At 64.3% G+C, this 26573-nt stretch carries 28 protein-coding genes; 11 read left to right on the top strand and 17 right to left on the bottom strand.

What is annotated here, in order from left to right:
- Positions 1 to 2: 2 nt before the first annotated feature.
- The 6 genes from ABIA96_RS27825 to ABIA96_RS27800 form a co-directional block, all read right to left on the bottom strand.
- Positions 3 to 302, bottom strand: coding sequence for a copper-binding protein (locus tag ABIA96_RS27825; protein WP_354140231.1), 300 nt, complete (start codon positions 300 to 302; stop codon positions 3 to 5).
- Between the two features lie 13 nt (positions 303 to 315).
- The gene (locus ABIA96_RS27820; protein ID WP_354140230.1) at positions 316 to 771 is read right to left on the bottom strand and encodes a cupredoxin domain-containing protein; all 456 of its coding nucleotides are present in this window, start codon (positions 769 to 771) and stop codon (positions 316 to 318) included.
- Positions 772 to 803: 32 nt separating this feature from the next.
- On the bottom strand, positions 804 to 2135 hold the full coding sequence (locus tag ABIA96_RS27815) for a copper oxidase (protein ID WP_354140229.1): 1332 nt from the start codon (positions 2133 to 2135) through the stop codon (positions 804 to 806).
- A gap of 13 nt (positions 2136 to 2148) precedes the next feature.
- Positions 2149 to 3573 carry a TolC family protein gene (locus tag ABIA96_RS27810; RefSeq protein ID WP_354140228.1) on the bottom strand — a complete coding sequence of 475 codons (1425 nt, stop codon included), beginning with the start codon at positions 3571 to 3573 and terminating at the stop codon, positions 2149 to 2151.
- 10 nt (positions 3574 to 3583) lie between these two features.
- Positions 3584 to 3868, bottom strand: a complete 285-nt coding sequence (locus tag ABIA96_RS27805) for a hypothetical protein (protein WP_354140227.1) — start codon at positions 3866 to 3868, stop codon at positions 3584 to 3586.
- A gap of 78 nt (positions 3869 to 3946) precedes the next feature.
- Positions 3947 to 4369, bottom strand: coding sequence for a hypothetical protein (locus tag ABIA96_RS27800; protein WP_354140226.1), 423 nt, complete (start codon positions 4367 to 4369; stop codon positions 3947 to 3949).
- Positions 4370 to 4543: 174 nt separating this feature from the next.
- On the opposite strand from ABIA96_RS27800, the gene ABIA96_RS27795 reads away from it, so the two are divergent.
- Complete coding sequence (locus ABIA96_RS27795) at positions 4544 to 5809, top strand: MFS transporter (RefSeq protein WP_354140225.1); 1266 nt, start codon at positions 4544 to 4546, stop codon at positions 5807 to 5809.
- Entirely contained in the window at positions 5799 to 6299 is a 501-nt protein-coding gene (gene lspA, locus ABIA96_RS27790) for a signal peptidase II (RefSeq protein ID WP_354140224.1), read from the top strand. The genes ABIA96_RS27795 and lspA overlap by 11 nt, the downstream gene beginning before the upstream one ends.
- Here the strand turns inward: lspA and ABIA96_RS27785 are convergent.
- Positions 6296 to 6703: a DUF4864 domain-containing protein gene (locus tag ABIA96_RS27785; RefSeq protein ID WP_354140223.1), complete on the bottom strand. Its 408-nt coding sequence runs from the start codon at positions 6701 to 6703 to the stop codon at positions 6296 to 6298. The two genes, lspA and ABIA96_RS27785, sit on opposite strands and share 4 nt — an antisense overlap.
- Positions 6704 to 6768: 65 nt before the next feature.
- Positions 6769 to 7407 carry a TetR/AcrR family transcriptional regulator gene (locus tag ABIA96_RS27780; RefSeq protein ID WP_354140254.1) on the bottom strand — a complete coding sequence of 213 codons (639 nt, stop codon included), beginning with the start codon at positions 7405 to 7407 and terminating at the stop codon, positions 6769 to 6771.
- A gap of 254 nt (positions 7408 to 7661) precedes the next feature.
- Between ABIA96_RS27780 and ABIA96_RS27775 the strand changes: the two genes are divergently transcribed.
- From ABIA96_RS27775 to ABIA96_RS27765, 3 genes are read left to right on the top strand one after another with little or no spacing between them, the layout of a single operon-like run.
- Entirely contained in the window at positions 7662 to 8159 is a 498-nt protein-coding gene (locus ABIA96_RS27775; RefSeq protein ID WP_354140222.1) for a (2Fe-2S)-binding protein, read from the top strand.
- Positions 8156 to 9211: an FAD binding domain-containing protein gene (locus ABIA96_RS27770; protein ID WP_354140221.1), complete on the top strand. Its 1056-nt coding sequence runs from the start codon at positions 8156 to 8158 to the stop codon at positions 9209 to 9211. Before ABIA96_RS27775 ends, ABIA96_RS27770 begins: the two co-directional genes overlap by 4 nt.
- The gene (locus ABIA96_RS27765) at positions 9204 to 11459 is read left to right on the top strand and encodes a xanthine dehydrogenase family protein molybdopterin-binding subunit (RefSeq protein WP_354140220.1); all 2256 of its coding nucleotides are present in this window, start codon (positions 9204 to 9206) and stop codon (positions 11457 to 11459) included. The genes ABIA96_RS27770 and ABIA96_RS27765 overlap by 8 nt, the downstream gene beginning before the upstream one ends.
- A 12-nt stretch (positions 11460 to 11471) precedes the next feature.
- On the opposite strand, the gene ABIA96_RS27760 is transcribed toward ABIA96_RS27765, so the two are convergent.
- The 3 genes from ABIA96_RS27760 to ABIA96_RS27750 all read right to left on the bottom strand — a co-directional run bounded on the left by ABIA96_RS27760 (position 11472) and on the right by ABIA96_RS27750 (position 13990).
- On the bottom strand, positions 11472 to 13040 hold the full coding sequence (locus tag ABIA96_RS27760) for a caspase family protein (protein ID WP_354140219.1): 1569 nt from the start codon (positions 13038 to 13040) through the stop codon (positions 11472 to 11474).
- 108 nt (positions 13041 to 13148) lie between these two features.
- The gene (locus ABIA96_RS27755; protein WP_354140218.1) at positions 13149 to 13301 is read right to left on the bottom strand and encodes a hypothetical protein; all 153 of its coding nucleotides are present in this window, start codon (positions 13299 to 13301) and stop codon (positions 13149 to 13151) included.
- A 140-nt stretch (positions 13302 to 13441) separates the two neighbouring features.
- Positions 13442 to 13990, bottom strand: coding sequence for a cupin domain-containing protein (locus ABIA96_RS27750; RefSeq protein ID WP_354140217.1), 549 nt, complete (start codon positions 13988 to 13990; stop codon positions 13442 to 13444).
- A gap of 148 nt (positions 13991 to 14138) precedes the next feature.
- Here ABIA96_RS27750 and aptA point away from each other — a divergent pair, with 148 nt between their 5' ends.
- Both aptA and ABIA96_RS27740 read left to right on the top strand, forming a co-directional pair.
- Positions 14139 to 15467, top strand: coding sequence for an omega-aminotransferase AptA (gene aptA / locus ABIA96_RS27745; RefSeq protein WP_354140216.1), 1329 nt, complete (start codon positions 14139 to 14141; stop codon positions 15465 to 15467).
- A gap of 70 nt (positions 15468 to 15537) precedes the next feature.
- Entirely contained in the window at positions 15538 to 16803 is a 1266-nt protein-coding gene (locus tag ABIA96_RS27740) for a D-amino acid dehydrogenase (RefSeq protein WP_354140215.1), read from the top strand.
- Between the two features lie 226 nt (positions 16804 to 17029).
- Here ABIA96_RS27740 and ABIA96_RS27735 read toward each other — a convergent pair whose 3' ends face one another.
- Positions 17030 to 18619, bottom strand: a complete 1590-nt coding sequence (locus ABIA96_RS27735; RefSeq protein ID WP_354140214.1) for a gamma-glutamyltransferase family protein — start codon at positions 18617 to 18619, stop codon at positions 17030 to 17032.
- Between the two features lie 127 nt (positions 18620 to 18746).
- Between ABIA96_RS27735 and ABIA96_RS27730 the strand changes: the two genes are divergently transcribed.
- Positions 18747 to 19520, top strand: a complete 774-nt coding sequence (locus ABIA96_RS27730) for an enoyl-CoA hydratase-related protein (protein ID WP_354140213.1) — start codon at positions 18747 to 18749, stop codon at positions 19518 to 19520.
- A gap of 21 nt (positions 19521 to 19541) precedes the next feature.
- Here the strand turns inward: ABIA96_RS27730 and ABIA96_RS27725 are convergent, their stop codons facing one another.
- On the bottom strand, positions 19542 to 19718 hold the full coding sequence (locus ABIA96_RS27725) for a hypothetical protein (protein WP_354140212.1): 177 nt from the start codon (positions 19716 to 19718) through the stop codon (positions 19542 to 19544).
- A 9-nt stretch (positions 19719 to 19727) separates the two neighbouring features.
- Complete coding sequence (locus ABIA96_RS27720; protein WP_234685751.1) at positions 19728 to 19961, bottom strand: DUF6894 family protein; 234 nt, start codon at positions 19959 to 19961, stop codon at positions 19728 to 19730.
- Between the two features lie 208 nt (positions 19962 to 20169).
- Here ABIA96_RS27720 and ABIA96_RS27715 point away from each other — a divergent pair, with 208 nt between their 5' ends.
- The 3 genes from ABIA96_RS27715 to ABIA96_RS27705 all read left to right on the top strand — a co-directional run bounded on the left by ABIA96_RS27715 (position 20170) and on the right by ABIA96_RS27705 (position 24347).
- Entirely contained in the window at positions 20170 to 22245 is a 2076-nt protein-coding gene (locus ABIA96_RS27715) for a PQQ-dependent sugar dehydrogenase (RefSeq protein ID WP_502918853.1), read from the top strand.
- A complete protein-coding gene (locus ABIA96_RS27710; protein WP_354140211.1) occupies positions 22202 to 23143 on the top strand; it encodes an SMP-30/gluconolactonase/LRE family protein in 942 nt (313 codons plus the stop codon). Before ABIA96_RS27715 ends, ABIA96_RS27710 begins: the two co-directional genes overlap by 44 nt.
- Positions 23144 to 23321: 178 nt before the next feature.
- Positions 23322 to 24347 (top strand): histone deacetylase family protein, encoded by a 1026-nt coding sequence (locus ABIA96_RS27705; RefSeq protein WP_354140210.1) that lies wholly within the window; start codon positions 23322 to 23324, stop codon positions 24345 to 24347.
- A gap of 48 nt (positions 24348 to 24395) precedes the next feature.
- On the opposite strand, the gene ABIA96_RS27700 is transcribed toward ABIA96_RS27705, so the two are convergent.
- From ABIA96_RS27700 to ABIA96_RS27690, 3 genes are all read right to left on the bottom strand, one after another.
- Complete coding sequence (locus tag ABIA96_RS27700; protein WP_354140209.1) at positions 24396 to 25376, bottom strand: LLM class flavin-dependent oxidoreductase; 981 nt, start codon at positions 25374 to 25376, stop codon at positions 24396 to 24398.
- Positions 25373 to 26104 carry a 4'-phosphopantetheinyl transferase family protein gene (locus ABIA96_RS27695; protein WP_354140208.1) on the bottom strand — a complete coding sequence of 244 codons (732 nt, stop codon included), beginning with the start codon at positions 26102 to 26104 and terminating at the stop codon, positions 25373 to 25375. The genes ABIA96_RS27700 and ABIA96_RS27695 overlap by 4 nt, the downstream gene beginning before the upstream one ends.
- A 228-nt stretch (positions 26105 to 26332) precedes the next feature.
- Positions 26333 to 26497 (bottom strand): hypothetical protein, encoded by a 165-nt coding sequence (locus ABIA96_RS27690; protein ID WP_354140207.1) that lies wholly within the window; start codon positions 26495 to 26497, stop codon positions 26333 to 26335.
- Positions 26498 to 26573 lie beyond the last annotated feature (76 nt).

The following is a 26573-nucleotide window of genomic DNA, read 5'->3' as shown; positions in this document are numbered from 1 at the left end:
GCCTACTTTGCCTTCTCCATCTTCGTCACCGTGTACCCCGAGGCCGCTTCCTGAGCCTCGAAGGCCACCATGTCGCCGACCTTCACCTGCTTGAGCATCGCGGGGTCCTTGACCCGGTAGACCATGGTCATGGGCTCGTCCATGCCGAGGCTTTTGGCGGGGCCGTGCTTGAGCGTGATCTTGCCGGCGCCTTCGTCGATCTTCTTGACTTGACCGTTGATGGACGCGGCTTGCGCCAGCGCGTTCACGGTCAGGCCCAGCGTCAGCGCGAACGCCGCGGTGAGGCGGATGATCGGTTTCATGGTCGTCTCCTCTTCACTTCACGGTGACGTGGCCGACCATGCCGTAGTCGCGATGGTCGGGGATCAGGCAGGAGAATTCGAAGGTGCCGGCTTTGCTGAAATTCCAGACGATCTCGGCCGTCTTGTTCGGCGCCAGCCGCACCCCGTTCGGGTCGTCGTGCTCCATATGCGGGTGCTTCTTCATCACCTTGGCATGCGCGAGGTTCTCCTTGGCGGTGGCGAGCAGGAACTCGTGATCCTCCTTGCCGACGTTGCGCAGCACGAAGCGGATCTGCTCGCCGCGCTTCACATTGATGTTCGACGGCTCATAGGCCATCTCGCTCAACGCGATCTCGATGGTGCGCGCGGGCTTGTTGGGATCGCCGGGTTCGCCAGCCGAGAAGCCGTGATGATCGTGACCCTCGTGTGCGAACGCGGGGGCGATCGACAGCGCGACCAGCGTCGAGGCGAGTTTGATCGTCTTCTTCATTGTAGTCTCCAGTTGGTGGTTCATCGAAACGCTCACATCTTCATCTTGTGCGCGGACGAGGCCGGCTGCCGCGCCGGCGCTGCCGCGGGCGGGGCGACCTCGTAGGCGACAGTGCCATGCGGGAATTGATAGGGGCCGGGATCACGATAATCGTCGCGCGCGAGGTCCTCCCGGATCTTCATCACCGTGAACATGCCGCCCATCTCGATCGGGCCGAACTGGCCGGCGCCGCTCATCATCGGCAGCGTGTTGTCGGGCGCCGGCATCTCCATGTTGCCCATCGCCATGCCGGATTGCCCCATCACCATGGCGTCGGGCGCGAGCTTGCCGACCGCCTCGGCGAGATCCTTGCGCGAGACGCCGATCATGTTGCGCATGTCGTGCCCCATCGCATTCATGGTGTGATGCGATTTGTGGCAGTGAAACGCCCAGTCGCCGGGATTGTCGGCGAGGACGTCGAACACACGTACCGCGCCGACCGGCACGTCGGTCGTCGTCTCCGGATATTGCGCGCTCTCGGGAATCCAGCCGCCGTCGGTGCAGGTCACGGCAAAGCTGTGGCCATGCAGATGGATCGGGTGGTTGGTCATGCTGAGATTACCGATGCGCACGCGCACCTTGTCGCCGAGCCGGACGGGCAGAGGATCGATGCCTGGAAACACCCGCGCATTCCAGGTCCACATGTTGAAATCGGTCATCTCGTTGACCCGCGGCAGATAGGTGCCGGGATCGACGCGATAGGTGCTCATCACGAAGACGAAGTCGCGGTCGACGGGGCGGAAGTTCGGATCGCGCGGGTGCACGACGACCATGCCCATCATGCCCATCGCCATCTGCACCATCTCGTCGGAATGCGGGTGGTACATGAAGGTCCCGCTCGTCTTCATCTCGAACTCGTAGACGAAGGTCTTTCCCGGCTCGATATTCGGCTGGGTCAGCCCGCCGACGCCGTCCATGCCGCTCGGAACGATCATGCCGTGCCAATGAACGGTGGTGTATTCGGGCAGGCGGTTGGTGACGAAGATGCGGACCTTGTCGCCTTCGACGGCCTCGATGGTCGGCCCCGGCGATTGGCCGTTATAGCCCCAGAGATTGACCTTCATGCCTTCGGCGAATTCGCGCACCACGGGCTCGGCGACGAGGTGAAATTCCTTCCAGTTGCCGTTCATGCGAAACGGCAGCGTCCAGCCATTGAGCGTGACGACGGGGCGATAGTCAGGACCGCTGACAGGGTGCAGCGGCGGCTGCATCACGGCCTTGTCCATGTGGGCAGCTTCCGGAATCGATGCGGCCTGGACGCGGCCGCTGACGGCTGATGCGCTTGCGAGCGCGGCAGTGCCCAAAAATCCTCGGCGGGAAAACATGCTGGCCTCCATGTCAGTGGCCGCCGTCGGCAGGCGCTGCCGCGGCGATATTGGTTGGATTGTCGACGCCGGAAGCAGGCGCGCCGCCGCCATTGACGGCAGTCTTCAATTCGGACTGGGCGACGAAGAAATTTTGCCTGGCGTCGATCGCGCCGCGCAGCGAGGCGAGGCGCTGCCGTGCTTCGGTCAGCAGTGCGAAGATATCGACCTGCATGCTGGAGAAGCGGAGCTGCATCTCCTCGGTGATGATCTTGCGCAACGGCAGGATCTCGCGCTGGTAGTGGCTCGCGATGTCGTAGGTGGAGCGATAGACCCGATAGGCGTCGCGCGCTTCCGAGCGGACGTTCACGGCACGCTCGGTCAGGCGGTTGAAGGCGAGGTTGTAGGTTTCTGCGGCTTGCCGCACGCGCACCTCGCCGCCATCGAAGATCGGGATCTGGAACTGCACATCAAAACCGCGCTCGCGGAACGGCGCGCCTTCCGGATCCTGGGTCCGGCGGGAGATGCCGGCGAGATCGAGCAGCGTCACGAAGCGTGTTGCTTCAGTGAGATTCAACGACTTTGCCAGCGCCGTCAGCTCGAGCCGCGCGATCTGCAAGTCGATGCGATGGCCGACTGCATCGGCCTCGATTGAGGGCAGTGCCAGCTGCCGAATTGGCAGCGGCGGCAACGCGTTGGGCAGACGGAAGTCGAGACCGTCGTCCCACAACCCCATCAGCCGTGCCAGCTTTTCGCGCGCGCTCGTCGCCGACTGGCGTGCGGTGGCGAGATCGGCTGTGGTCTCGGCGTAAAACACCTGCTCGCGCGCCTGGTCGAGCTTGTTGACCGAGCCGGTTTCGCCGAGCTTGAGCGCGAGCCGCGCAGTCGATTCCGCAGTCGTCTTCGCATCCGTGAGCAGCACCACCATCTCGTTTCCGGCGACCGCGCGAACGTAAGCGCGCCGCACATCGGCGGCGAGCCGCAGTGTTGCTAGTGCCGCGCGCAATTGGGCCTGACGAAAGCGCTCGCGCGCGATGTCGGATCGGAACGGCAGCGTGGCCAGCGCCAGAATGTCGCCGACGATCTGGCGCTCGATCTCGCTGGCGCCATTGCCCGAAATGCGCGAGACCGAGAACACCGGATTGGGCGGCAGGCTCTGCTCGACCAGATCGGTCTCTGCCAGCGCCAGCTCGTTATAGGCGGCCTGCAGCCCCTTGTTGTTGAGCAGCGCGACCTGCACGGCGGTCTCTGCGGTCAGCGTCCGTGATAGCAGCCGGCGTACGCGCGCCTCGACCGCACCGGCTCCCTCCGCCGTTCGCACGAAGGCGACGTCCTTCTTGATAGCCTGGCTCGTCAGCTCAGAGACCGCTGTCATGCCGCTATCGGGTGAGAACGCAGCGCAGCCGGAGAGGCTGAGCGCGCCGAGAACGAGCAGGCCTCGTGCAAAATACTGTGCCATGGCGTGCTCCCTACCGGTCTTGCTTTGGCTGCGGAGTGACAGCGTCGTTGCGCTCGCGCCATGGCGCCGGCGCTGCAGGCCGCAGGCTCGTGTAGGGCGCGACTGTCGAGCGATAGTCGAGGCGCGCTGCCTTTGCCGCGGGATCGGCTGGATCCGCGCCGGCCACGGACGTTGTGGCCGGCATGCAGCCGGACAACGCCAATGTGGCTGCTGCCAGCAGTGGCCAATTGAATCGAAAGTGTCCTCCACGCACCGCAGATGCGGCGGCGGACTTCGCCCCGGGAAGCGTAAGCATGATTTATCCCTGATCTGTCTGGAGACCACAGGTTCGCGCGCGCGGATTTCGCGCCCGGCCTGACGTCGTGGAATCAGATCAGATGATGGGAGGGCGGTAGAGCAGGGGCGGCGCCGCGCTGTGCAGGCTGGCCACGATCTCGGGCGAGCAGGCGGAAACCGGCTGAAGCGGCTTCGCAAAGCTCGGCAGATCGGCCGGCAACGCGCTGACGCACATCATGGCGCAGCACGGGCCAACCTTGCCCTTGCCGTCATGATGGTGCGGAATAGGCGTGTCTTGCATCGCCGCCTGATGGTGCGCCTGCATTCCCACGTGGTCATGCATCTCGTCGCCATGCATGTGACCAGACGACATCTGATGGTGCGCCGGCACGAGGTCGGTGAGCACGAGATCGTCGCCAAGGCACGGCGCGGAGCTGTTACCCCAGGCGAGGCTTGCCGCCGGCGCGAGCACGCAGAACAGATAGGCCAGCGCAATGAGGCGCCCCACCCTGATCCGCATCGATCGCGTCAATTGCAACACCATTCCCGCCGACATGCTCTTCGCGCAGCATCCTTGCACACGCAGATTGCAAACTAATGGCAAAGCGCGATTTCGCCAAGCTCTTCTTACCGCAGTGCACCGCGCATGCCCAATATCGCGGCACAATGCTTGACCACAAGGCGATCAGCGAACATGGTCCGCGCCGTGCACGCACCAAATCACCCAGGGCAGAAGCCGGCCTCATTCACCCCTGATTCCCGTCAGGCCTGGGTGCGGCTTTTGCTCGCACTGCTGATCGGCTCGATCGGCGGCGTCGGCATGTGGGCGGTCGTCGTGGTGATACCCGTCGTGCAGACTGAATTCGCCGCCACGCGCGGCGAGGTGTCGCTGGCCTTCACACTGATGATGTTCGGCTTCGGGCTCGGCGGCGTGATCGCCGGCAAGATTACCGACAAGTTCGGCATCGTGCCGGCCATGGCGATCAGCATCGCCTTTCTCGGCGTCGCCAACACGCTGGCGGGGCTCTCGACCCAGCTCTGGCAGTTCGTCGCCGCCTATTTCCTGATCGGGCTCGGCACATCAGCGACTTTCGCGCCGTTGATGGCGGAGGCGTCACACTGGTTCGAGCGCTATCGCGGCCTGGCCGTGACCATCGTTGCGAGCGGCAATTACGTCGCCGGCACGATATGGCCGCCACTCATCAATGCGGGCATCGAGAGGATCGGCTGGCGCACCACCCATATCGGCATCGCCCTCGTCTGCGTGAGCCTGATGACGATCCTGGTGCTGATCCTGCGTGGGCAGATGGGCGACGACAAGGTCCGCAATCACGCCAATGCAGCGCCGCCGCGCGTTGATCTCAGGCTCTCGACCAACACGCTGACGGTGCTGCTCTCGATCGCCAGTATTTCCTGCTGCGTCGCCATGGCGATGCCGCAGGTGCATATCGTCGCCTATTGCGGCGATCTCGGTTACGGCGTGGCGCGCGGCGCCGAGATGCTGTCGCTGATGATGGCCTGCGGCATCGTCAGCCGCATCGGCTCGGGCTATCTTGCGGACAAGATCGGCGGCATTCCGACGCTGCTGATCGGGGCATTGGCGCAGGGCTTCGCGCTGGTATTTTACCTGTTTTTCGACAGCCTCACCTCGCTCTACCTGATCTCCGCGATGTTCGGCCTGTTCCAGGGCGGCATCGTGCCGAGCTACGCCATCATTGTGCGCGAGGCGATGCCGGCGAGCGAAGCGGCGACACGCGTCGGCATCGTGATCTTCGCCTCCGTATTCGGCATGTCCTTCGGTGGCTGGGTGTCCGGCGTCATCTTCGATGCCACCGGCTCCTACGCGGCTGCGTTCGCCAATGGCGTGGCGTGGAATGCCCTCAATATCGGCATCGTATTGACGCTGCTGATCCGCTCGCGCATGAATTCGGTCAAGACAGGACCGGGTTTTGCGACCTAGGACGCCGTCACGTGTCAGCTTCCGCTGGATCTGGCTGATCCTCGCTGTCGTGCTGCTGGATCTGGGTACGAAGCAGCTTGTCGTTGGCTGGCTCGAGCCCGATCGTCCGACGATCATCTTATCGTCCACGGTATTGCCATCCATCGACTTCGTGCTGTCCTACAACAAGGGCGTTTCGTTCAGCTTCCTGCGGTTCGCGGACGATGCCCAGCGTTGGCCGCTGGTTGGTCTGTCGCTTCTCGCCTGCGGCTTGTTGGCCTGGTGGCTTCGTCGCGTGCCGCCTGGCCAACCGATCATGGCAACCGGACTTGCCCTGATCATCGGCGGCGCACTTGGCAACATGCTGGACCGCGCCCGGACCGGCTCGGTGATCGACTTCGTCCACCTATCCTATCAGGCCTGGTCGTTCGCCATTTTCAACATCGCCGACACCGCGATCACCTTGGGCGCCATCGCGACCCTGGTGTCGTTATGCCTTGAGGCGACCTAAACCGCCTGTCCTGCCTTCAGCAGCGAGCAGCCGGTGATCTTGTAGCTTCCGTCCGCCTGCTGCTCGAGCGTGTAGAGCGCTTCCCAGGCTTCGCCATCGGCATCGATGATGTGAACGCGCTGAGCGATCGAGCTGCCTTCGGTCTTGCTGTCGCCGAACTCAAAACTCTTGTGACGATAGACCGGTGCGTAACCCTTCTGCACCATGGACATGAAGATGTCGGGCGCAGGGAAAATTTCCTTGATCGCCGGCGCGGCCTGGGAATAGGCCGCAGTCGCATCGTCGTGCGCAAAAGCTTGTTCCTGAGCCCGGATCACGCCTTGCGCTGTCGCGACATCGTCGGCGCGCGCGGAGATGGGACTGCAAGCAATACTGAGAACGACGAGCACGGCGGCAATGCGCATGGCAGGCTCCGCGTTGAAATCCCGGCGATGCTGATCCTAGCACGACCCTGGCAAATACGGACGCGCTATCGCTTGGGTTTCAGCGCCGGCTTCGCGCGCTTGGCGGCGCGCGCCTTGGCTTTTGCGATCGGCTGTACGCGCAGACCGTCGACAAATACGTCGAGCATTCGTAGTACAGAGGATTGCCAGCCGGGCTGGTCGTGCATGTAGCACATGCCGATCAGGGCCCTGAATAGGTCTTCCGGGCTGATATCGGGGCGCATCTGGCCGGTCGCGACGGCGCGATCGAGCAGCGAGCCGATCGCCTTGGTCAGCCGGTCCATCGAGAACGCAGCCAGGTCCGACGAGCTCTGGAACGTCAGTGCCAGCGCAGCCGACATGCCTTTTTTCGTGGCGACGAATTCGACGGTGGAGCCGAGCCAGCGCCTGAGCGCATCGACCGGATCCTTGGCATTCTTCAACTGCTCGGCAAGCTCGCTGAGCTGCTCGACCTCGCGCCGGTACACCGCCTCGAACAGATCCTCGCGCGTTGGAAAATGCCGGTAAAGCGTGCCGATACCCACCCCGGCACGTTTGGCCACAGCCTCCAGGCTTGCCTCCGGGCCGCCCGCGTTGAACACGATTTTGGCCGCTTCGAGCACGCGCTCGCGATTGCGCACGGCATCGGCGCGGGGTTTTCGGGTCTGGTCGGTGTGGTCGTCCATGCCGGCAATGTAGATCACGAATTGGTTAGATTGAACCCTTGCAATGAACCCATGCAGGGCTGCATCGCGTTGTCTGTGCACGGGCTTTTGACGAATTCCAAATATTTTCCGGCAGCCCTTGTTAAGTGGAGGGTGCCTCCGTATCTTCGCTGGGTGCTGGTCCGGGCCTCCGTCCGGGCAGCGCGATATCGACGGCGGCCACGGCGGTGGCGCGCCGGGCGATGAGCCATGTCCATCTCTGATCGGAGCCTTGTATGAACCACTCCATCAGCCTCACCGTGAACGGTGCACGGCGCGATGTCGTCCTCGACGATCCACGCGTCACGCTGCTCGATCTCCTGCGTGAGCGCCTCCATCTCACCGGAACCAAGAAGGGATGCGACCGCGGCCAGTGCGGCGCCTGCACCATTCTCGTCGACGGCAAGCGCATCAATTCCTGCCTCGCGCTCGCCATCAGCCATGACGGCGCCGACATCCTCACTATCGAAGGTGTTGCGCGCGGCGATCAGCTTCATCCAGTACAGGCGGCCTTCATCGCCCATGACGGATTTCAGTGCGGCTTCTGCACGCCCGGCCAGATCATGAGCGCCATCGGCATGATGCAGGAAGCTCAGGCCGGCAACGATCCCGAGCGCATCCGCGAATGCATGAGCGGCAATCTCTGCCGCTGCGGCGCCTATGCCGGCATCGTCGATGCCGTGCTCGAGGCTCAGGCCGGTGCCGACGAAACCAGCCAGAGGCGGTCCGCATGAAACAGTTCGATTATGTCAGGCCCGCCACGGTCACTGAGGCCGTCGCCGCCGCCGCGCAGCCGGGTGCTGCGTATCTTGCCGCCGGCACCAATCTGCTTGACCTGATGAAGGGCGGCGTCAGCCGTCCGGATCGATTGGTCGACGTCACGCATCTCGATGGTCTCGATCAGATCGAGCATCTCGCGGATGGAGGCGTGCGTATCGGGGCGTTGGTGAGCAATGCCGATCTCGCGCATGATGCAGAGTTTGCAAAATCCTATCCGGCCGTGGCAGAAGCGCTCCTCTCCGGCGCGTCGGCGCAATTGCGTAATGCCGCCACCGTGGGCGGCAATCTGCTGCAGCGGACCCGTTGCGCTTATTTCTACGACACCGCCAGCCGCTGCAACAGGCGTGAGCCTGGCAGCGGCTGCGATGCCCGCGATGGCGAGAACCGGACGCACGCCGTGCTCGGCTGGAGCGAGAGCTGCATCGCCACGAATCCGTCCGACTTCTGCGTGCCGCTGGTGGCGCTCGACGCCATCGTCGAGATCGAAGGCAGGAACGGCCGTCGCGAGATCGCGCTCGACGAACTGCATCGCCTGCCCGGCAAGACGCCCGAGCGCGAGTCTGCACTTGAGCCCGGCGACCTCATCGTCGCAGTTCGCCTGCCGCCCGCGGCGCGTGGTTTTGCCGCGCATGCGCGCTATCTCAAGCTCCGCGAGCGCACGTCCTACGCATTCGCCGTCGTCTCGGCCGCGGCCGCACTGCGGATCGAGAGCGGCAAGGTCGCGGAGGCCCGGCTTTCGCTTGGCGGCGTCGCCGCAAAACCCTGGCGCGCCCGCGCCGCGGAAGACGTCCTGAGAGGCGTCGCACCAACGGCAGATGCCTTCCAGGAAGCTGCCTGGCGCGCGCTCACCGATGCAAAGCCGTCCGGCGACAACGCCTACAAGATCGAACTCGCGCGCCGCATCGTCGTGCGTGCGCTGTCATTAGCTGCAGCCGGAACCCCGGCGCGCCTGCCGGCACTGCCGGCTTCCCCCTTTGCTTCGACGTCTGGAGCCATTCATGCCTGAGCTCAATCTTACCAGCGCTCCCGCCCATCTCCGCCACGGCTCCAGTATCGGCCAGCCGCTGACCCGCCGCGACGGCGTGCTCAAGGTCAAGGGACAGGCGACCTATGCCGCTGACAATCATCCGCCCGGCATGCTGTTCGCGGTGATGGCCGTGTCCAGCATCTCGCACGGCCGCGTGACCTCGCTCGATGTCGCGGCTGCCAAGCGTCATCCCGGCGTTGTCGAGGTCATGACGCCGGACCACAAGCCGCAGCTCGCGATCGATCCTGAAATCAAGACCAACCCGTTCGTGTTCCGGATGGAGGTGTTGCAGAGCAACGAGGTCCGCTACGCCAACCAGCCCATCGCCGTCGTGATCGCCGAGACGCTCGAGGCGGCGACGGAAGGCGCGGTGCTGCTGGCGCCGCGCTTCGAGACGCTGCCCGCCCTCGTCGGCCTCGATGCCGGCGAAAGTTATGTGCCGCCGGTCGTCGGTGTCGGCAATCCCACGGAAAATCATCGCGGTGATGTCGAGGCGGGCCTTGCCTCGGCCGACAAGCAGATCGATGTGATTTATGAGACGCCACCGCAATATCACAACGCGATGGAGCCGCATGCGATCGTAGCTCGCTGGGATGGTGACAGTGTGCAGATCGACATGCCGACCCAGGGTCTCATGTTATCACTTGCGCGCGTCGCCGAATTGTTCGGCATCCCGCATGACAAGATCCACATCCGCAGCCCGTTCCTCGGCGGCGGTTTCGGTTCCAAGGGGCTGATGGCCGGTCCCCCGGTTCTCGGCATCATGGCCGCAAAACTGGTCGGCAAGCCGGTCAAGCTCGTGTTGCGCCGTGAGCAGATGTATGGCCCGGTCGGCCATCGCGCGCCGACGCGTCAGCGTTTGCGCATCGGCGCCGACGGTGAGGGGCGCCTGACTGCGCTTGATCACCATGCGCGCACCGTGTCGAGCACGTTCGACGATTTCTACGAACCTGCCGCCGATGCCTCGCATACACTCTACGCGGCGCCCGCAATCCGCACCTCGCACGATGCCGTCCGCGTCAATACCGGCACCCCATTGTTCATGCGCGCGCCGGGAGAGGCGACGGGATCGATTGCGCTGGAAAGCGCGATTGACGAGATGGCCTGGGCCTGCGGCATCGATCCGTTGGCCTTTCGCTTGATGAATTATGCCGAGGTCGAGCCGATCACCGGCAAGCCGTTTTCCTCGAAAGCGCTGCGTGCCTGTTATGATCAGGGCGCGGCGCGATTCGGCTGGGCGAAGCGCTCGCTCCAGCCCAAGCAGATGCGCGATGATGCCGGACTTCTGGTCGGCTGGGGGATGGGCACCGCGACGTTCCCCGCGCTGATGTTCCAGGCGGAGGCGCGCGCTGTGCTCCGCCGCGACGGCTCCGGTGCGATGGAGATCGGCGCGCATGATATGGGGCAGGGCGCCTGGACGGCGCTGGCCCAGATCGCAGCCGACGCCGTCGGGCTCGATATCGATCGCGTCTCGTTCAAGGCCGGCACGTCCGACCTGCCCGATGCCGGCATCGCCGGCGGCTCGGCTCATACGGCAACCGCGGGTGCTGCGATCCACAGCGCCGGCGCGGCCGTGATCGCAAAGCTCGCCGATCTCGCCACCTCCGACGAGCGCTCGCCGCTGTTCGGCGCCGGCAATGCCGGTGTGATCGCGCGCGATGGCAGGTTGATCCGGCGTGACGACGAGAGCCGCAGCGAGAGCTATGCCGAAACGCTCGCGCGCGCGGGTGTTGCCGAGGTGGAGGCCCGCGGTACCGGTGCGCCGAACCCGGCGGCGATGGAAGAGTATGCGATGCACGCGCATGGAGCGGTGTTCGCGGAAGTGAAGGTCGATCCCGAACTCGGCCAGGTCCGCGTCACCCGCATGGTCGGTGCCTTCGCCGCTGGACGCATCGTCAACCCGCATCTGGTGAAGAGCCAGCTGTTCGGCGGCATGATCTGGGGCATGTCCTTTGCCCTGCACGAGGAGGCGATCACCGATCGCCGCAGCGGCCGGATTATGAATGCCAATCTCGGCGAGTACCACATCCCGGTGAATGCAGACGTGCCGCCGCTCGACGTGATCACAGTCGAGGAGCACGATCCGCACGTCAATGCGCTCGGCATCAAGGGTGTCGGTGAGATCGGCATCACGGGCAGCGCCGGCGCGGTCGCCAATGCCGTCTGGCATGCGACCGGCGTGCGAGTGCGTCGTTTCCCGATTCGGATCGAGGAGCTGCTTACTTAAGCACTGACTGGACTAGCGGCGCATGTCGCGCAGGTTTTGCCGGGCGAGCGCATAGCCCTGCGCGGCCGACCTCTCGAACAATTCCCGGGCGAGCCGTGTGTTGCGCGGCACGCCCTGGGCCTCGTTGTACATCGAGCCAAGACTGTTCAGGGCGGCGTCATCGTTCAGCGCAGCCCCCTGCTCGAACAGCCGGCGCGCTTCTGCATAATTGCGCTCGACGCAGCGGCCCCGCAAATAGAGCAGGCCGAGATTGTTCATCGCCGCCCCGACGCCGGCTTTGACCGCAGCCTCATTGAGCCTGATCGCTTCCGGGCAATTCCTGGCGTTGCCATCTCCGAAGGCATAGAGCCAACCGAGTTCGAGCATCCCGAGCGGGTCGCCAGCGTCCGATGCCTTCTTGTACCAACGCGCGGCCTCGGCGTCGTCCTTCTTGACGCCTTCGCCGGTCGCATAGAGCACGCCGATATTATGCATCGCTGTCGGATAACCAGCAGCTGCAGCCTTCTCGTGCAAATGAAGTGCTTCCAGATAGTCTTTGCGGGCGGTGGCGGCTCGGCCGGCCTGGTAGGCGAACCGCGCTACTTCCGGGTAGCGCTGCATGGCGTCATTGCAGGCGGCGGTCGCTTCAGCCGCCTTGATCTTCTCGAACGCGACTCCCGGCACGCCCTCTGCACCGAGAGCGTCAGAAGGCATGCCTGCCAGGCGATCGCAGTCGGTAATGAGATCACGACGTAACATCGCGTCTGACGGTCGCGCCGACGATACGCCGGTCGGCAGGGTCAGCGCGGCCTGCATCGCCGCAGGCGGCACAGGTTTGCCGGCGAAGTAGAAGCTGGTTGCGATGGGCGACGAAGCTACCCACGGCAACTGTTGACCGTGGGTAGCCTTCTCCACCGCCAATCCCATCTCGTTGAAAGTCTTGAACAGCCCGTAACCCCGGTGCTGCATGGCGTCGGCCAGAGCGCGGGTGTAGGGGCTATGGCCGTTGTCGCCATCGAGCGCCACGCTGCGGGGCTGCGTGGCGAATGAGATCAGTGTGCCTGCTGGGGCCTGCATCTGGGCCAGTCCACCAGCGCCGACGTGAAGGCCATGACCGCCGAACGGATTGTTACGGCACGCATCCAGCAGCATCAGGTTGATCTTGGCGCCGGATTTCTTCATCTGATCGAGCACGCCGGCAAGACCGATCGCCTGGACGAAGACATCGCCTTCATCTGCGGGATGGGCATCGATAGGAACGATGTAATTGAGGCCGTGTGTCTCGACGCCGTGGCCGGCGAAGTAAAACAGCGCGACGTCCGCGCCGATCAGTTCCTTATCGAAGGCTTGCAGCGCGCGGTCGAAGGCCGCCTTGTCGAGATCGACCTGCGCGCCGCCGCCGACCACGAAGAAGCCGAGCGAGAGCAGCGTATCCGACATCAGCCTGGCGTCATCAGCGGGATTGGGCAGTTTTGCGACCGTCAGGTATGCCGAATTGCCGATCACCAGCGCGACGCGCTTCTCGGCTTGCGCCGCGGTGGCGACGCACAGCAGCAGCATCGCGCCGAGCAGGCGCGCCACGAGGCCGGCGCGGGTCGCCATGGTGATGCACTCCACAAGACAGGACGTCCTGGACCTTGGTCGCCTGCTGTGTCTTTTGGGTTCAGGACGTTTGCGGACCCGTCCCGTCCCCGTCCTGGCCAAGCCGGGTCAGTTCATCATCCGGTGGAGAGCCTTGATCTGCTCTCGCTGCTCTTCGATGTATTTCTCGATAGTCTCGCGCAGCTCCCGTGAATGGAGCTTTCGTGTATCGCGCTGGACTTCGTCGAGCGCAGCTTCAGCATTGGTGAGGGTGGCGTTCATCGCGAGCTCTGTTAGGAAGCAGCTCAGCTGCTCGGCTACTGCTCGCAACATATAGAAGACTCACGCGCGGAAATTGAGATGCCTCAAGCTCCGTAAGACACCGGGGCACTCCGTAGGATCCCGGATAATCTTGATGCGCTTCAGAATGTCGGTGGCGTGCAGGCCGAGATCACTTCGCACGGTTTGCCGCCGACGCAGCGGAAGCGATGCGGGCGGCGACTCTCGAAATAATAGGCATCGCCCGGATTGAGGATGCGGCGTTCGTCCTCGACGGTGACTTCGAGCTTGCCGGAGATCACGATGCCGCCTTCCTCGCCGTCATGGACGAGGTGAACGCGGCCGGTGTCGCTGCCGGGCTCGTAGAGCTCCTTCAGGATCTGCAGGCTGCGACCGAACAGATTGTCGCCGATCTGGCGATAGGAGATCGGCTTCTTGCCGACTTCGGTGAGCTCTTCGGCGCGGTAGAAGATCTTGCGCCGGCTGTCCGGCTCGAGCGCGAAGAACTCGGCGAGCCCCATCGGGATGCCGTCCAGGATGCGCTTGAGAGCGCCGACCGACGGGTTCATCTGGTTGGATTCGATCAGCGAAATCGTCGAATTGGTGACGCCTGCGCGCTTGGCGAGCTCGCGCTGCGACAGCTTGTGGCGCGCCCGGATGAATCGCAGCCGTCCACCGATGTCGACGCTCATGCCCCTGGCCCCTGTTGCAGGTGTTGCGGATCGCGCAAATATGGACCGGCTGCCCCAGTGAAATCAATGCCTTGCAGGTGACCAGAAAAGGACTTGTTGCGCTGTCGAAGCCGTGGCTCTGCTATGCCGTCAGCAAAGGAGCGTGGCCGTGACCCTTCATCAGATTCCGAACACTATCAAGACCGACTCGTTCTGGATGCCGTTCACGGCCAACCGTCAGTTCAAGAAGGCGCCGCGCCTCTTTTCGTCGGCCGAGGGCATGCATTACACCACCGTCGACGGCCGCAAGGTGATCGACGGCTCCGCGGGCCTCTGGTGCGTCAATGCCGGCCACGGCCGCAAGCAGATCGCCGCTGCCGTCGAGCGCCAGCTGATGACGCTGGATTTCGCGCCGTCGTTCCAGATGGGCCATCCGCTGGCGTTCGACTTCGCCGAGCGCCTCGCCGAAATCGCGCCGAAGGGCCTCGACCGCATTTTCTTCACCAACTCCGGCTCCGAGTCGGTCGACACCGCGCTGAAGATCGCGCTCGCCTATCATCGCGCCAACGGCCAGGCGAGCCGCACCCGCCTGATCGGCCGTGAGCGTGGCTATCACGGCGTCGGCTTCGGCGGCACCTCGGTCGGCGGCATGGTCGCCAACCGTCGCGCCTTCGCCACCCTGCTGCCGGGTGTCGATCACATGCGCCACACCCACGATCTCGGCCGCAACGCCTTCGCCAAGGACCAGCCGGAGCATGGCGCCGAGCTTGCCGACGATCTCGAACGTCTGGTGGCCTTGCATGGCGCCGAGACGATCGCTGCCGTCATCGTCGAGCCGGTGCCGGGCTCGACCGCGGTGCTGCCGCCGCCGAAGGGTTATCTCCAGCGCCTGCGCGCGATCTGCGACAAGCACGGCATTCTCCTGATCTTCGACGAGGTCATCACCGGCTTCGGCCGTCTCGGCACGCCGTTCGCTGCCGACTTCTTCGGTGTCACGCCGGACCTGATGACGACGGCCAAGGGCATCACCAACGGCACGATTCCGTGCGGCGCGGTGTTCGCAAGCCGCAAGATTTACGACGGCATGATGGTCGGCCCGGAAAACCAGATGGAGCTGTTCCACGGCTACACTTATTCCGCGCATCCGACCGCCTGCGCCGCCGGCATCGCCACGCTCGACATCTACAAGGACGAGGGCCTGCTGACGCGCGGTGCCTCGATCGCGGAATACTGGCGCGATGCCCTGCACTCGCTGAAAGGCCTGCCCAACGTCGTCGACATCCGCAATTGCGGCCTGATGGGCGCGGTCGAGCTGTCGTCGCGTGACGGCACGGTCGGTGCGCGCGGCTACGACGTCATGGTCGACTGCTTCAATCGCGGATTGTACTTCCGCATGAGCGGTGACTCCTTTGCGCTATCGCCGCCGCTCATCGTCGAGAAGAGCCACATCGACGATATCGTCTCGATCCTTGGCGATGCCATCAAGCGGGTGGCCTGATAATTGCTCTCGCCGCTGCAGGGTTTTATCTTGCAGCGGCGTGCGTGATGCCGCGGGAGTTTGACCAAGCGTGAAAGTTCTGATCCTCGGCAGCGGTGTCATTGGTGTCACCTCTGCCTACTACCTCGCCCGTGCCGGCCACGAGGTGACGGTCGTCGACCGTCAGCCCGAGCCGGCGCTGGAGACCTCTTTTGCCAATGCCGGCGAAGTCTCGCCCGGCTATTCGTCGCCATGGGCCGGTCCCGGCGTGCCGGTGAAGGCGGTCAAATGGCTTCTGATGAAGCACGGCCCGCTGGTGATCCGGCCGAAGCTCGATCCCGTGATGTGGGTCTGGCTGCTCAAGATGCTGCGCAACTGCACCAGCGCGCGTTACGCGGTCAACAAGAGCCGGATGATCCCGATCGCGGAATACAGCCGCGATTGCCTGCGCGATCTGCGCCGCGACATCGGCATTCAATATGACGAGCGCTCGCAGGGCACACTCCAGCTGTTCCGCTACCAGGCGCAGCTCGACGGAACAGGCGAAGACATCGCCGTGCTCAAGCAGTATGGCGTGCCCTACGAGGTGCTGAGCCGCGAGGGCTGCATCGCGGTCGAGCCGGCGTTGGCGAGCGTCAAGGAAAAGTTCGCCGGCGGGCTTCGTCTGCCGCAGGACGAGACCGGCGACTGCCACATGTTCACGCAGGCGCTGGCCAAGCATGCCGAGGCGCTCGGCGTGCGCTTCCTATTCAACACCGGTATCGATCGTATCGTCACCGACGGCGCGCGCGTCAGCGGAGTCGCGACCAGCGCCGGGATGCTGCAGGCAGACAGCTATGTCCTCGCGCTCGGAAGCTGGTCGTCGCGCCTCGTTGCGCCGCTCGGCATCGCGTTGCCGGTGTATCCGGTGAAGGGCTATTCGATCACGGTGCCGATCAAGGACGCCTCAGGCGCCCCGGAATCCACCGTGATGGACGAGAGCTACAAGGTCGCGATCACCCGTCTCGGTAACCGTATCCGCGTCGGCGGCACCGCCGAAATCTCCGGCTTCTCGACCCAGCTCTACGACGCGCGCCGCGCTACCCTGGATCACTCGCTGACCGATCTGTTCCCGCGCGGCGGCGATCTCTCCAAGGCGACGTTCTGGAGCGGCCTGCGTCCGATGACGCCGGACGGCCCGCCCGTGATCGGCCCGACGCAATACGGTAACCTCCACCTTAACACCGGCCACGGCACGCTCGGCTGGACCATGTCCTGCGGCTCAGGCCGCGTGCTCGCAGACATGCTGTCGGGCAAGAAGCCGGATGTCGATGTGAGTGCACTGACGGTGGACCGGTACGCGCACCGGTTTGGGTGAGGCTCTAACTCCTCGTCATTGCGGGGAGCGCTTGCGACAAAGCAATCCAGACTGTCTCCCTGGAAAGATTCTGGATTGCTTCGCTTCGCTCGCAATGACGGAGTGGCGCCGAGATCGACATGCCGATCACCGGCATCAATCCGATCCCGATGCACGCGTTCTGGCCGGTCGGCGTAACGACTGCGGTGATCACCGGCCGCGTGCGCGACCGACCGGGGATCTAATCTCAGCCCTCCGCCACGGCGTCGGCCCAGGGCTGGAAGATCTCGACCGCGCCGGAATTGACGTCGCCGTCGCGCATCACCACGCTCGGGCAGGCAAATTTTTGCGGCAGAGCCGGCACCGGGCTCTCTTCATAATCGAAGCGCGCGGCCAGAACTTGGCGTGCTTCCGCTGGCAGGCGGGTGTCGCCGATTACGATCGCGCCCTCACTGGCGTCGATGCGCGGCTGGTGGATGGCGGCATCGAGATCCATGTCGAAGTCCATCGCAAACGACACGAGCTGCATCACCGAAGGCAGGATGCGGCGGCCGCCGGAGGCGCCGACCGCGAGGCGCTTGCCGTCCTTGGTCTCGGCGATGACGGGCGTGTAGTTGCAGAGGCAGCGCTTGCCGGGTGCGAGCGAATTGGTGGTGCCGGGGGTCGGATCGAACCACATGATGCCGTTGTTCATGGCGATGCCGCTGTGCGGCGTCACATATTTCGAGCCGAACGATGACAGCAGCGTCTGCGTCACCGCCGCGATGTTGCCGTGGCGGTCGACCACCGAGAAATGCGTCGTGCAGGCGGGCGCGAGATAGTCGGCGCCGAGCGAGCGCTTGCCGTCGGCATCGCCCATGTCCCTGAGCCGCTCACGGAAAGCCGCCTGCAAGGCGAGCGCATACTCGACATAGGCGGCCGCATCCGGCGCGCGCGCCGGCTTCAGGCTCTGCTGCAACAGGCGCAACGCATGCGCCATGGTCGGCCCGGCCGTGAGCTCGGGCGTCGCATATACCTTGCCGTCGCGATAGGGGATCGCCAGCGGCTCGCGCAAATGGCTGCGGAACGCGGCGAGATCCTCGACCGACAGCGAGCCGCCATCAGCCCTGATGTCGGACGCGATGCTCTTGGCGAGGTCGCCCTGGTAGAAGTCACGCGGACCGGCTTCGGCGAGGTGCGACAACGTCGCCTTGAGGGTGTCCTGCGGCAGCCGAGTTTCGGATTTGATGCCCCATGGCGGGCTCGGCGGCAGGCCGTCCTTCAGGAATGCCGCGGCGCTTGCGGGATAGCGCCGCAAATCGGCCGCCGAGGCCGTGATCGTCAGCGTAGTCCACCAATCGACCAGCAAGCCTTTGCCGGCGAGCGCGGCGGCCGGCGCGACCAGATCCTTCCACGGCATTTTGGCGTAGCGGCGATGGGCTTCTTCCATGCCGGCAACGACGCCGGGCACGGCGATCGCGCCGGGCCCGTGGATGTTGCGGTCGTCCTTCACCCGCGGCCAGGGGAACAGATCGGAGGCTGGGCCTTCACCGCTGAGCGGGTAGTCGGCTGCGCGCAGGCTCTGCGGCGCGCACATACCGTAGTCGATCACCTGGTAGCGATTTTCCTTGGCGCGGTAGAGCACCATCGCGCCGCCGCCGCCGATGCCGCTGTTCCAGGGCTCCAGCACGTTCAACGCAAAAGTGGTCGCCACGATCGCATCGACACAATCGCCGCCCGCCGCCAGCACCTGCGCCCCTACCTCGGCCGCCCGCCGCGATTGCGAAGCGACGATGCCGCCCTTGGATGTGACGGCGGGTTTGCGGACGGTTTGGTTGAGGCTGAACTGATGAGGCATGATGTCGCTTGTGCCTGTCTCGTCGGTTGTCTTGGTTTCGTTGCGCTGACGTCGAAGCTCCGCAATTGGCGGAGCGCGCGAAGAATGGCACATTGGCGCCAACGAGAAAATCGAAAGGGAGGCCGACATGGCAGGTGTGAAACAGGCGCGGGATGGCGCCGTCGGGATTTTGACGCTCGACGAGCCGGCAAGCCTGAATGCGATGACGCCCGACCTGCTCGGCGCGCTCGCGGCAGGGGTCGCCGAGGTAAGTGCGCATGAGGAGGTCCGCGCGCTGGTCCTCACCGGCGCGGGGCGTGGTTTTTGCTCAGGACAGAATTTGGAGGCCGCCGGAGCGCTGGGCGAGGACCTCGCGGCCGGCGTGATGCGCTTCTACTGGCCGGCCTTCAAGGCGCTGCGCGAATGCCCCGTGCCTGTCGTCGTTGCCGTCAACGGCGTCGCGGCCGGCGGCGGCTTCAGCTTGGCGATGGCTGGCGACATGATTGTTGCGGCGCGGTCGGCGAGCTTTATCCAGGTGTTCAGCCGCATCGCGCTGGTGCCCGATCTCGGCTCGACCTGGCTGTTGCCGCGGCTGATCGGCCGGCAGCGCGCGCTCGAGTTGATGCTGCTGAACGAGCCGCTCACGGCCGAACGCGCCCAGGAGATCGGCCTGGTGCGGCAGGTCGTCGATGATGCGAAGCTGATGGAAGAAGCGATGACGTTGGCACGTCGCCTCGCCGATGGCCCGACCCGCGCCCTGGTCGCGACGCGCACCCTCGTCGAGGAGAGCGAGCACACGAGTTACGAGGCGCAGTTCCGCCGCGAGATCGAGCTTCAGGCCACCATCCGCAAAAGCGCCGACGCCGTCGAAGGCCGCAAGGCCTTCGTCGAGAAGCGCAAGGCGCAATTCACGGGGAAGTAGGGAAGAAGGAGCGGACGCTGCTCAGAGCCCGCGGTCCAGCCGGCTGGCCTGATATTTGGCGTGCCATTTCGGGCCCGGGCCGCGCATGTAGTGCAGCTCGGGACGGTAGGGGTTGCCTGCGATCCGCACGAGCTTCTGCCATTTGGTGGCGACGAAGGTGAGGGGCTGGCGGAGCAGGGTCAGTGATGCGAACAGCATGGCATCACCTCAATGCGGCTTGCCGAGCATGGCGGTGAAGGGGAGATCGAAAAGATCCTCGCCGTCAGAGCCGCTGACATGGATCACCCAGTCGCGCCAGTCTTCAGCACCGGGTGTCAGGATCATCGACTGCATGATCTGCGCGGCACGGTCACGCGCCTCGGTCAGGCTGGCCACTGCGGCGCCGTTGCGATCGATCAGCGTGCCGTCGGTATTCGAGCAGTGAAAATAGACCTGGACCATATGCGCCTCCTGTAGGGAGCGGTCGGGACGGCAAATGGATACCACCCCAAGCATTCGCGAAAAATTCGGGACGAGCCCGGTAAGGGAATCTACGGGGATTGGTCGGCACGAAGAGCCCTGGGGGTTTGATCACAGGGGGGTGATGTTCAACTGGACGGCGCCAAAGCGGCGTGGAACAACTCTCGGCCCGAATGCCGGGGAAGCCGATGTGAATCAGCTCACATTTCAGGATGGGCGCCGAAGCTGGTGCGTGGGTGTCGTCGCCTTCGCGGCGGTCCTTCTCGGCTTCGCCTCGCTGGCCGCATCCGATCCGGTGAGGAAAAGCGGCTACGCGGTGGGAACAGAGACCTGCGGTAGCGGCAATCTCGCCTTTCCCAAGATCCAGATCGACATGAAGGCGGGCTTTTGCGCGGGCCTCGTCGCCAGCGAAGAGGACCATCTCAAGTTTCCGCGATCGATCATCCAGGTGCCCGGACGTGACTTGTTCGTGGTCGCCGACATGGGCGGCTGGGGCCATGCCGATGGCCGGCTGCTGCTGCTGGATCCCCACGCCCCCGACGGCCAGCGAATCAAGGAGCTCCTGACCGGGATCGAATATCCATTCGGCCTCGTGATCGGTCCGGACAAAAAGCTCTATGCCTCGACCGCCGAGACCATCTTCCGGTTCGATCCGGTCGCGGACAATCCGCGCGGCACGGTCGAGACCATCATCCGTCACATGCCGGGCCGCCGCATCACGCTGCCCGACGGCAGCAAGCTCGATGAGAGCGCGCACCCGCTCAAGCAGTTCGTGTTCGATCGCAACGGGCGGCTGTTCGTCAATGTCGGCGCCCACAGCGACGACTGCATCACGCCGGGGCCGATCACAAAACCTTGCGCGCCGGCTGAGGGCACCTCCGCCATGGCTGCGATCTGGCTGTTCACGCCGCCGCCGGGGGGCGTCTTCCCGGCGTTGAAGCCTGGCGATACCGACCCGCCGCACATGGTTTACGCGCGGGGCTTGCGCAACTCGTTGGCGCTGGCGCTGCATCCGAACTTTCCCGATGCCGGCTACGCGTTCCTGCAAGGGGAGAACGGCCGCGATCTGTCCGATATCTTCAAGCCGAACGAGGAGATCAACGCGATCGAGCAGGGCAGGCATTATGGCTGGCCCTATTGTTATGATCTGTCGACGCCAAGTTCCGAGTTCAAGCTCGCGCTGCAATCCGGCGTCTATAAATCCCTCTGCACGGCCAATGCGCTCTACAAGGCGCCGTTCTCGCTGATGCCGCCGCACGGCGCACCGCTCGCGATGCTGTATTATCACGGCGCCAAATTTCCGGAGCTCGAAGGCAAGCTGCTGGTCGGCTTGCACGGTTATCGCCCGACGGGCAGCCGCGTCCTGGTCTACGACGTCGATGACCACGGTTTTCCAAAACCCGCCGCGGCACCGGTGCGCTACCACGTCAGTTGCGCGGCCGAGCCAACACGTAGCTTTCAGGCCGACGCCCGCGAGGTGACGGCTGCGCCATTCGAGGAGCTGATCGCCGGTTGGCACCGTGTCAACGGCGCGCGGCCGCAAGGTGCGCCCGTCGGCATGACGGTCGCGGAGGATGGAGCGATCTGGCTGGTCGAGGACAAGAACCAGACGATCATCCGCATCGATCGCGCCACGGGCGATCCACCGCCGCCTCTGCCTTGCGACACGCGCAGCCAGGCGTTGATTGATCAGCTTGCCGCTCTCGTTGCCAAGGACGCGCAGAACAAAATCCGGCTCGCCACGCTGCGCAAAAACCTCGTCGAAAAACACTGCGTCGGCTGTCACTCCGATTTCGGCTTGAAGCCAGGACAATCGGATGCGGACAAGGACGCGACCGTGCTGCGGTTCATGCTGTCGCAGGACGGCTGGATCTATCCGGGCGATCCCACCTCCGGCAAGCTGCGCACGCGGCTGCGCGGCGTTGGCGCGGAGAAGCTGATGCCGCCGGGTGGCGAGAGCCTGCCGAAGACCGAACCCGGTTATGCGGCTCTGCTCAATACGGCGGATCTGCTCGTTGCCAGGATGGTTCCGGGAACGCCGATGCGCATCAAGCTCGGCCTGCCGCAGCGCAAGCTTCTCAGCAAGGCGGACAAGGAATGCGGCGAAATACCGACCGCCAAGGTCGTTGTCGTGACACAAAGGAACGCTGTAGACAAACCGGGCTTCAGCCGGTTCTTCCGGCCGGCCGATCCTTATTTGAATGGCGAGTGCAGCGACGACGATGGCTATTACATCCGGCAGGAATTTTTGGTGCCTGTGCAGTAGCATCCTGCTCGTCGTCGCCACGCCGCTCGTCGCAGCAGAGACGAAGCTGTTCGAAAGCGTGCAGGTGACGCCGGCCAGCGAATATACGTTCGGCATCGAAGGACCGGCCGCCGATCTCGATGGCAATTTGTTCGTCGTCAATTTCGGCAAGCCCGGCACCATCGGCAGATTGCCGGCGGGCGGTGCGGCTTCGGAGGCCTTCGCAGCGCTCCCCGAGGGAAGCGTCGGCAACGCCATCCGCTTCGATCGCAACGGCACGATGTTCATCGCCGACTACAAGAAGCACAACATCTTTGCGATCCCAAAGGGGAGCACCGAGCCCAGTGTCTGGTTTCACTCCGACGAGATGAACCAGCCCAACGACATCACCGTCGCCCGCGATGGCACGATCTATGCGAGTGATCCGAACTGGAAGGGCCGGGAGGGCCACGTCTGGCGCATCGCGAAAGCCGCGGACGGATCGGTTCAGGGACAGGTCATGTCGGCGCCGCGCGCGATGGGGACCACCAACGGCATCGATCTCAGCCCTGACGGCAAGACGCTCTATATCGGTGAGTCCAGCAATGGGCAGGTCTGGTCCTACACCATCCACGGCAACGAACTCATCGATGCAAAGCTCGTCAAGGCGTTTCAGCCCGACACCATCGACGGCCTGCGCACCGACGTTACCGGCCGCCTCTACGTCGCGCGCATTCTCAAGGGGACGATCGCGCTGATGAAGCCCAATGGCGCGGTCGAGCGCGAGATCGCGCTGAGGGCTAAGGAGCCGACCAACCTCGCCTTCGGCGGCAGCGACGGCAAGACCGTGTTCGTCGCCCAGCGTCAGGGCGGCTTCATCGAATCCTTCCGCACCGACCAGCAGGGTCGCGAGCACTGTCTCCAGCGCGGCCGCTGCTAGACGCTTCAGAGGCGGCCTGCTTCCAGCGCAGAGAGACGGCATTCTTCTCGCTTGCATCCGACCGCCGCAGAGATTTAGACATCTGTGGCACCAGAGCGTTTTCGAGCGAAGTGGATGCCGGTTCGCGGAGAGAAAACGCGTCAAACAAGAGTCTAAAAAAGCGACCACGGAGTGTTGAGTGAAAGCCGTCCATACCGAACTGCACCGCAGTCACGATCCGCAATTCTTCCTGGTTCGCGGCGTCGTCAAGCGGACCACCGAGCAGCCCGAGCGCGCAGACCGCCTGCTCAAGGGCCTGAAGGACGGCAAGCATCAACTGGTCGCGCCGACGACATTCGGGCAGGGCCCGCGCGCGCGCATTCACAGCCCCGAATATCTGTCGTTCCTGAGCGAGGCCTGGGATGCCTGGACGGCGCTCGGCGATTCCGGCCCGGAGATGATCGGCAACATCCATCCCGTGCGCCATGCAGCGACCTATCCGACCCACATCGTCGGCCGGCTCGGCTGGCACACCGCCGACACCGCCGCGCCGATCGGTCCCGGCACGTGGGCTGCGGCGTGTGCCGCGACCGACGTTGCGGTCACGGCAGCGCAGATGGTGATGGATGGTGAGGATGCGACCTACGCGCTGTGCCGACCGCCCGGCCATCACGCCTATCGCGACATGGCCGGAGGCTTCTGCTTCCTCAACAACAGCGCGATTGCGGCCGCGCATCTGCGGCTCAAGCATGAGCGCGTCGCGATCCTCGACGTCGACGTCCACCACGGCAACGGCACGCAAGGCATCTTTTACGCGCGGCCGGACGTCTACACGGTCTCGATCCACGCCGATCCGATCGCGTATTATCCCTATGTGTGGGGCTATGCGCATGAGCGCGGCGAAGGCCCCGGCCTCGGCGCCAACCTCAACATTCCGCTCGCGATCGGCACCGGTGATGACGGCTACATGCTGGCGATGGACGTCGCGCGCAAGACGATCGAGTCCTTTGCGCCCGGCGCGCTCGTGATCGCGCTTGGCCTCGACGCCTCCGAGCACGATCCGCTGAAGGGCCTCGCCGTCACCACGCCCGGCTTCCGCCGCATCGGCCAGGCCATCGCGAAGATGGGCCTGCCGACCGTGTTCGTGCAGGAGGGCGGCTATCTCTCCGATATCCTGGGCGCGAACCTGACCTCGGTGCTGGCAGGATTCGAGGAGGCGCGGTGATTTCCTGACCTCTCTCCGTAAGAACAGGGAGAGGGAGAGTAGGCACCTTCAAAACATCCCGCTCGCCCTCAGCGCCTTGCGGACGTGCTGCATCTCGGTCTCGTCCGCGACCATGTCGAGCATGATCGTGGTCAGGCCCTTCGCCGCAAATTCCTTCAGCTTCGCGCCGATCTCGGCATAGCCGCCGACGAGATAGGGGCAGTCGGCCTGAAAGGTGAGGTACGGCAGCAGCCAATAGCCGTTGTCCTGAAGCTCTCCGCTCTGGCCTTCGTACAATCGTCGCTTCCAGACGGAATCCGAGTTCTCCACCGTGAGTGCGAGCAACTCGCGGTCATCAGGGTTGTCGCGGAAGCGGGCCTTCGCCGCCTGTCGTGCCTCTTCGCCGTTCTCGCGTGCGAAAATGCCAAAATTCATTCCGGGCGCCTTCAGGCCGCGATCGAGGTCGGGCGGCAGCATCTGCATCTTGATACAGCCGGTCTCCGCTGCGATGCGCTGCGCCGCCTCCGACTGCCCCGCGATCAGGAATTCCGGCATCAACTCGGCCGGCAGCCGAGGCCGGAGTTGCAAATTGCTGGCACGATAGAACCGGCCCTCGGCATTGACCGGGCGCGGGCTTGCGAGCAGCTGGCGCATCAGCGCGACGAACTCGCCGAGCCGGACGTAGCGATCGGTGTGCGACTGTTCATCACCGAGCCCTTGCAAGTCGCTGACTGCGGTCCCCGTGATCATGTTGAGATAGACTTTGCGGCCGTAGAGCTGCGCAAAGGACGAGACGAATTTCGCCGCCGTGAACGGGTGCATGTAGACGGGATTGACGGCGATCAGCGGCGAAGATCGCGTCGTCGCCGCGATGATGTGCTGGGCCATGGCCCAGGGCTCGACGAAAACGTCATTGCCTTCGAACAGCAGAATGCCTTCGAAGCCGTCGCGGTCGGCGAACTCCGCCACCCGCATCAACTCGCCCACATATGTTTTGGGATCGCGGTTGCGCGAAATCGCGGGAAAGACGCGCAGCCGCGCCGGACTCATTCCGCCGCTTCCTGGAACGGCCAGGCGTTGCGGGTGATGCGAAGGCCGCCGGCCGCACGCGAGCCGTCGGCGATCGCCAGGCGATGCGAGGGCGAGGGCGAGCACAGCGAGAAGCGCCAGCCCGCGGGATCGTCGGAGATATCGGGCTTGAAGCTGATCTCGATCGCCTCCCGCGACACCTGCATCGCGAACGCGTCGAGCGGCAAATTGAGCCCGAAACCCCTGGCTTTCAGATAGGCTTCCTTCAGCGTCCAATAGTCGAAGAAGCGCTCGATCGCGGCCGGCTCCGGCAATCCGCGCAGCGTCTCGACCTCTTCCGGCGCAAAAAAGCGAAGCGCGGTGGAGAGTGGCGCGACGCGCCGCGACACTGTCTCGACGTCGATGCCGACGGTCTCGTGCTTCGACACGACGCAAGCCACGCAGCCGTCGGCATGGGACAGGCTGAAATGCAGTGCCGTCGAAGTCGCAGGCGCCGCGACAAAGGGCCGCCCGTAGCGGCCGGTCGAAAACGACCAGTCGGTCGGTTCGACATCGGGGGCCGCGTGCGAGAGCGCCAGGCGCAACATCGCGTGCGCGTAGATATATTGCCGCTGATGCCGCTCGAACATGAAGCGGTCGGCGCGTATCCGTTCGTCGACTGAGAGCAGCCGTCGGCACGCCTCGACTGCACCCGGCGTGTCGATGCCTTCGATCAGTCCGACAAACAGTTCAATTTCGTCGTCTGCCATCAATTGGGCCCATAACGTCAGGCGGAGGCCAAATCCGGCCCTGACCGAAGAATCAACCGAGCAGGAAGCAACTGAGCGAGCCGCTTCTAGCGGCCCACCCAGGCAAATTCTTGTCGATTGCTGGCCGGTTTACAGGCGCAAGCTTGTGCGAGACCCCAACTCGACAGGCGAGCGGCCAAAATTTGAAAATGAAATTGAAGATTCGTGCGGCGTCCCGGCCGACGAGTCTTACTTTTTCTTCTTGGCCTTCTTGCCGCCCAGCATCGAAAGGCTGGCGTCGACGTCCTTCAGGGCCGCCTGGAGTTTCTTCCTCTCGTCGGAGAGAAGCTTCTGCAAGGACTTGCGGTCCTTGTCGCTCAGCGAGGTACCCTTGGTAAATTTGATGAAACCCATAATCAGCACTCCCCCGGTTGAAAATAATCGTCCAAATCAAAAATGCAGGACAATCTTGCGCGGCGTGCACCAAATA

It is taken from the genome of Bradyrhizobium sp. LB11.1, from assembly GCF_040549385.1.
Classification (GTDB): domain Bacteria; phylum Pseudomonadota; class Alphaproteobacteria; order Rhizobiales; family Xanthobacteraceae; genus Bradyrhizobium.
The sequence above is the reverse complement of the archived record's forward strand: the minus strand, read 5'-3'. Positions and strand labels throughout refer to the sequence as shown.

Bases quoted from the DNA above. Each gene is read 5' to 3' on its own strand.
- ABIA96_RS27735 (WP_354140214.1), bottom strand. From the start codon at position 18,619: ATGCCTCATCAGTTCAGCCTCAACCAAACCGTCCGCAAACCCGCCGTC.
- ABIA96_RS27695 (WP_354140208.1), bottom strand. From the start codon at position 26,104: ATGGCAGACGACGAAATTGAACTGTTTGTCGGACTGATCGAAGGCATC.
- ABIA96_RS27810 (WP_354140228.1), bottom strand. From the start codon at position 3,573: ATGGCACAGTATTTTGCACGAGGCCTGCTCGTTCTCGGCGCGCTCAGC.
- ABIA96_RS27730 (WP_354140213.1), top strand. From the start codon at position 18,747: ATGGCAGGTGTGAAACAGGCGCGGGATGGCGCCGTCGGGATTTTGACG.
- ABIA96_RS27775 (WP_354140222.1), top strand. From the start codon at position 7,662: ATGAACCACTCCATCAGCCTCACCGTGAACGGTGCACGGCGCGATGTC.
- ABIA96_RS27750 (WP_354140217.1), bottom strand. From the start codon at position 13,990: ATGAGCGTCGACATCGGTGGACGGCTGCGATTCATCCGGGCGCGCCAC.
- ABIA96_RS27780 (WP_354140254.1), bottom strand. From the start codon at position 7,407: ATGGACGACCACACCGACCAGACCCGAAAACCCCGCGCCGATGCCGTG.
- ABIA96_RS27785 (WP_354140223.1), bottom strand. From the start codon at position 6,703: ATGCGCATTGCCGCCGTGCTCGTCGTTCTCAGTATTGCTTGCAGTCCC.
- ABIA96_RS27700 (WP_354140209.1), bottom strand. From the start codon at position 25,376: ATGAGTCCGGCGCGGCTGCGCGTCTTTCCCGCGATTTCGCGCAACCGC.
- ABIA96_RS27805 (WP_354140227.1), bottom strand. From the start codon at position 3,868: ATGCTTACGCTTCCCGGGGCGAAGTCCGCCGCCGCATCTGCGGTGCGT.
- ABIA96_RS27725 (WP_354140212.1), bottom strand. From the start codon at position 19,718: ATGCTGTTCGCATCACTGACCCTGCTCCGCCAGCCCCTCACCTTCGTC.
- ABIA96_RS27755 (WP_354140218.1), bottom strand. From the start codon at position 13,301: ATGAACGCCACCCTCACCAATGCTGAAGCTGCGCTCGACGAAGTCCAG.
- ABIA96_RS27760 (WP_354140219.1), bottom strand. From the start codon at position 13,040: ATGGCGACCCGCGCCGGCCTCGTGGCGCGCCTGCTCGGCGCGATGCTG.
- ABIA96_RS27710 (WP_354140211.1), top strand. From the start codon at position 22,202: ATGGCTATTACATCCGGCAGGAATTTTTGGTGCCTGTGCAGTAGCATC.
- ABIA96_RS27690 (WP_354140207.1), bottom strand. From the start codon at position 26,497: ATGGGTTTCATCAAATTTACCAAGGGTACCTCGCTGAGCGACAAGGAC.
- ABIA96_RS27820 (WP_354140230.1), bottom strand. From the start codon at position 771: ATGAAGAAGACGATCAAACTCGCCTCGACGCTGGTCGCGCTGTCGATC.
- ABIA96_RS27815 (WP_354140229.1), bottom strand. From the start codon at position 2,135: ATGTTTTCCCGCCGAGGATTTTTGGGCACTGCCGCGCTCGCAAGCGCA.
- ABIA96_RS27800 (WP_354140226.1), bottom strand. From the start codon at position 4,369: ATGCGGATCAGGGTGGGGCGCCTCATTGCGCTGGCCTATCTGTTCTGC.
- ABIA96_RS27825 (WP_354140231.1), bottom strand. From the start codon at position 302: ATGAAACCGATCATCCGCCTCACCGCGGCGTTCGCGCTGACGCTGGGC.
- ABIA96_RS27795 (WP_354140225.1), top strand. From the start codon at position 4,544: ATGGTCCGCGCCGTGCACGCACCAAATCACCCAGGGCAGAAGCCGGCC.
- ABIA96_RS27770 (WP_354140221.1), top strand. From the start codon at position 8,156: ATGAAACAGTTCGATTATGTCAGGCCCGCCACGGTCACTGAGGCCGTC.
- ABIA96_RS27720 (WP_234685751.1), bottom strand. From the start codon at position 19,961: ATGGTCCAGGTCTATTTTCACTGCTCGAATACCGACGGCACGCTGATC.
- ABIA96_RS27765 (WP_354140220.1), top strand. From the start codon at position 9,204: ATGCCTGAGCTCAATCTTACCAGCGCTCCCGCCCATCTCCGCCACGGC.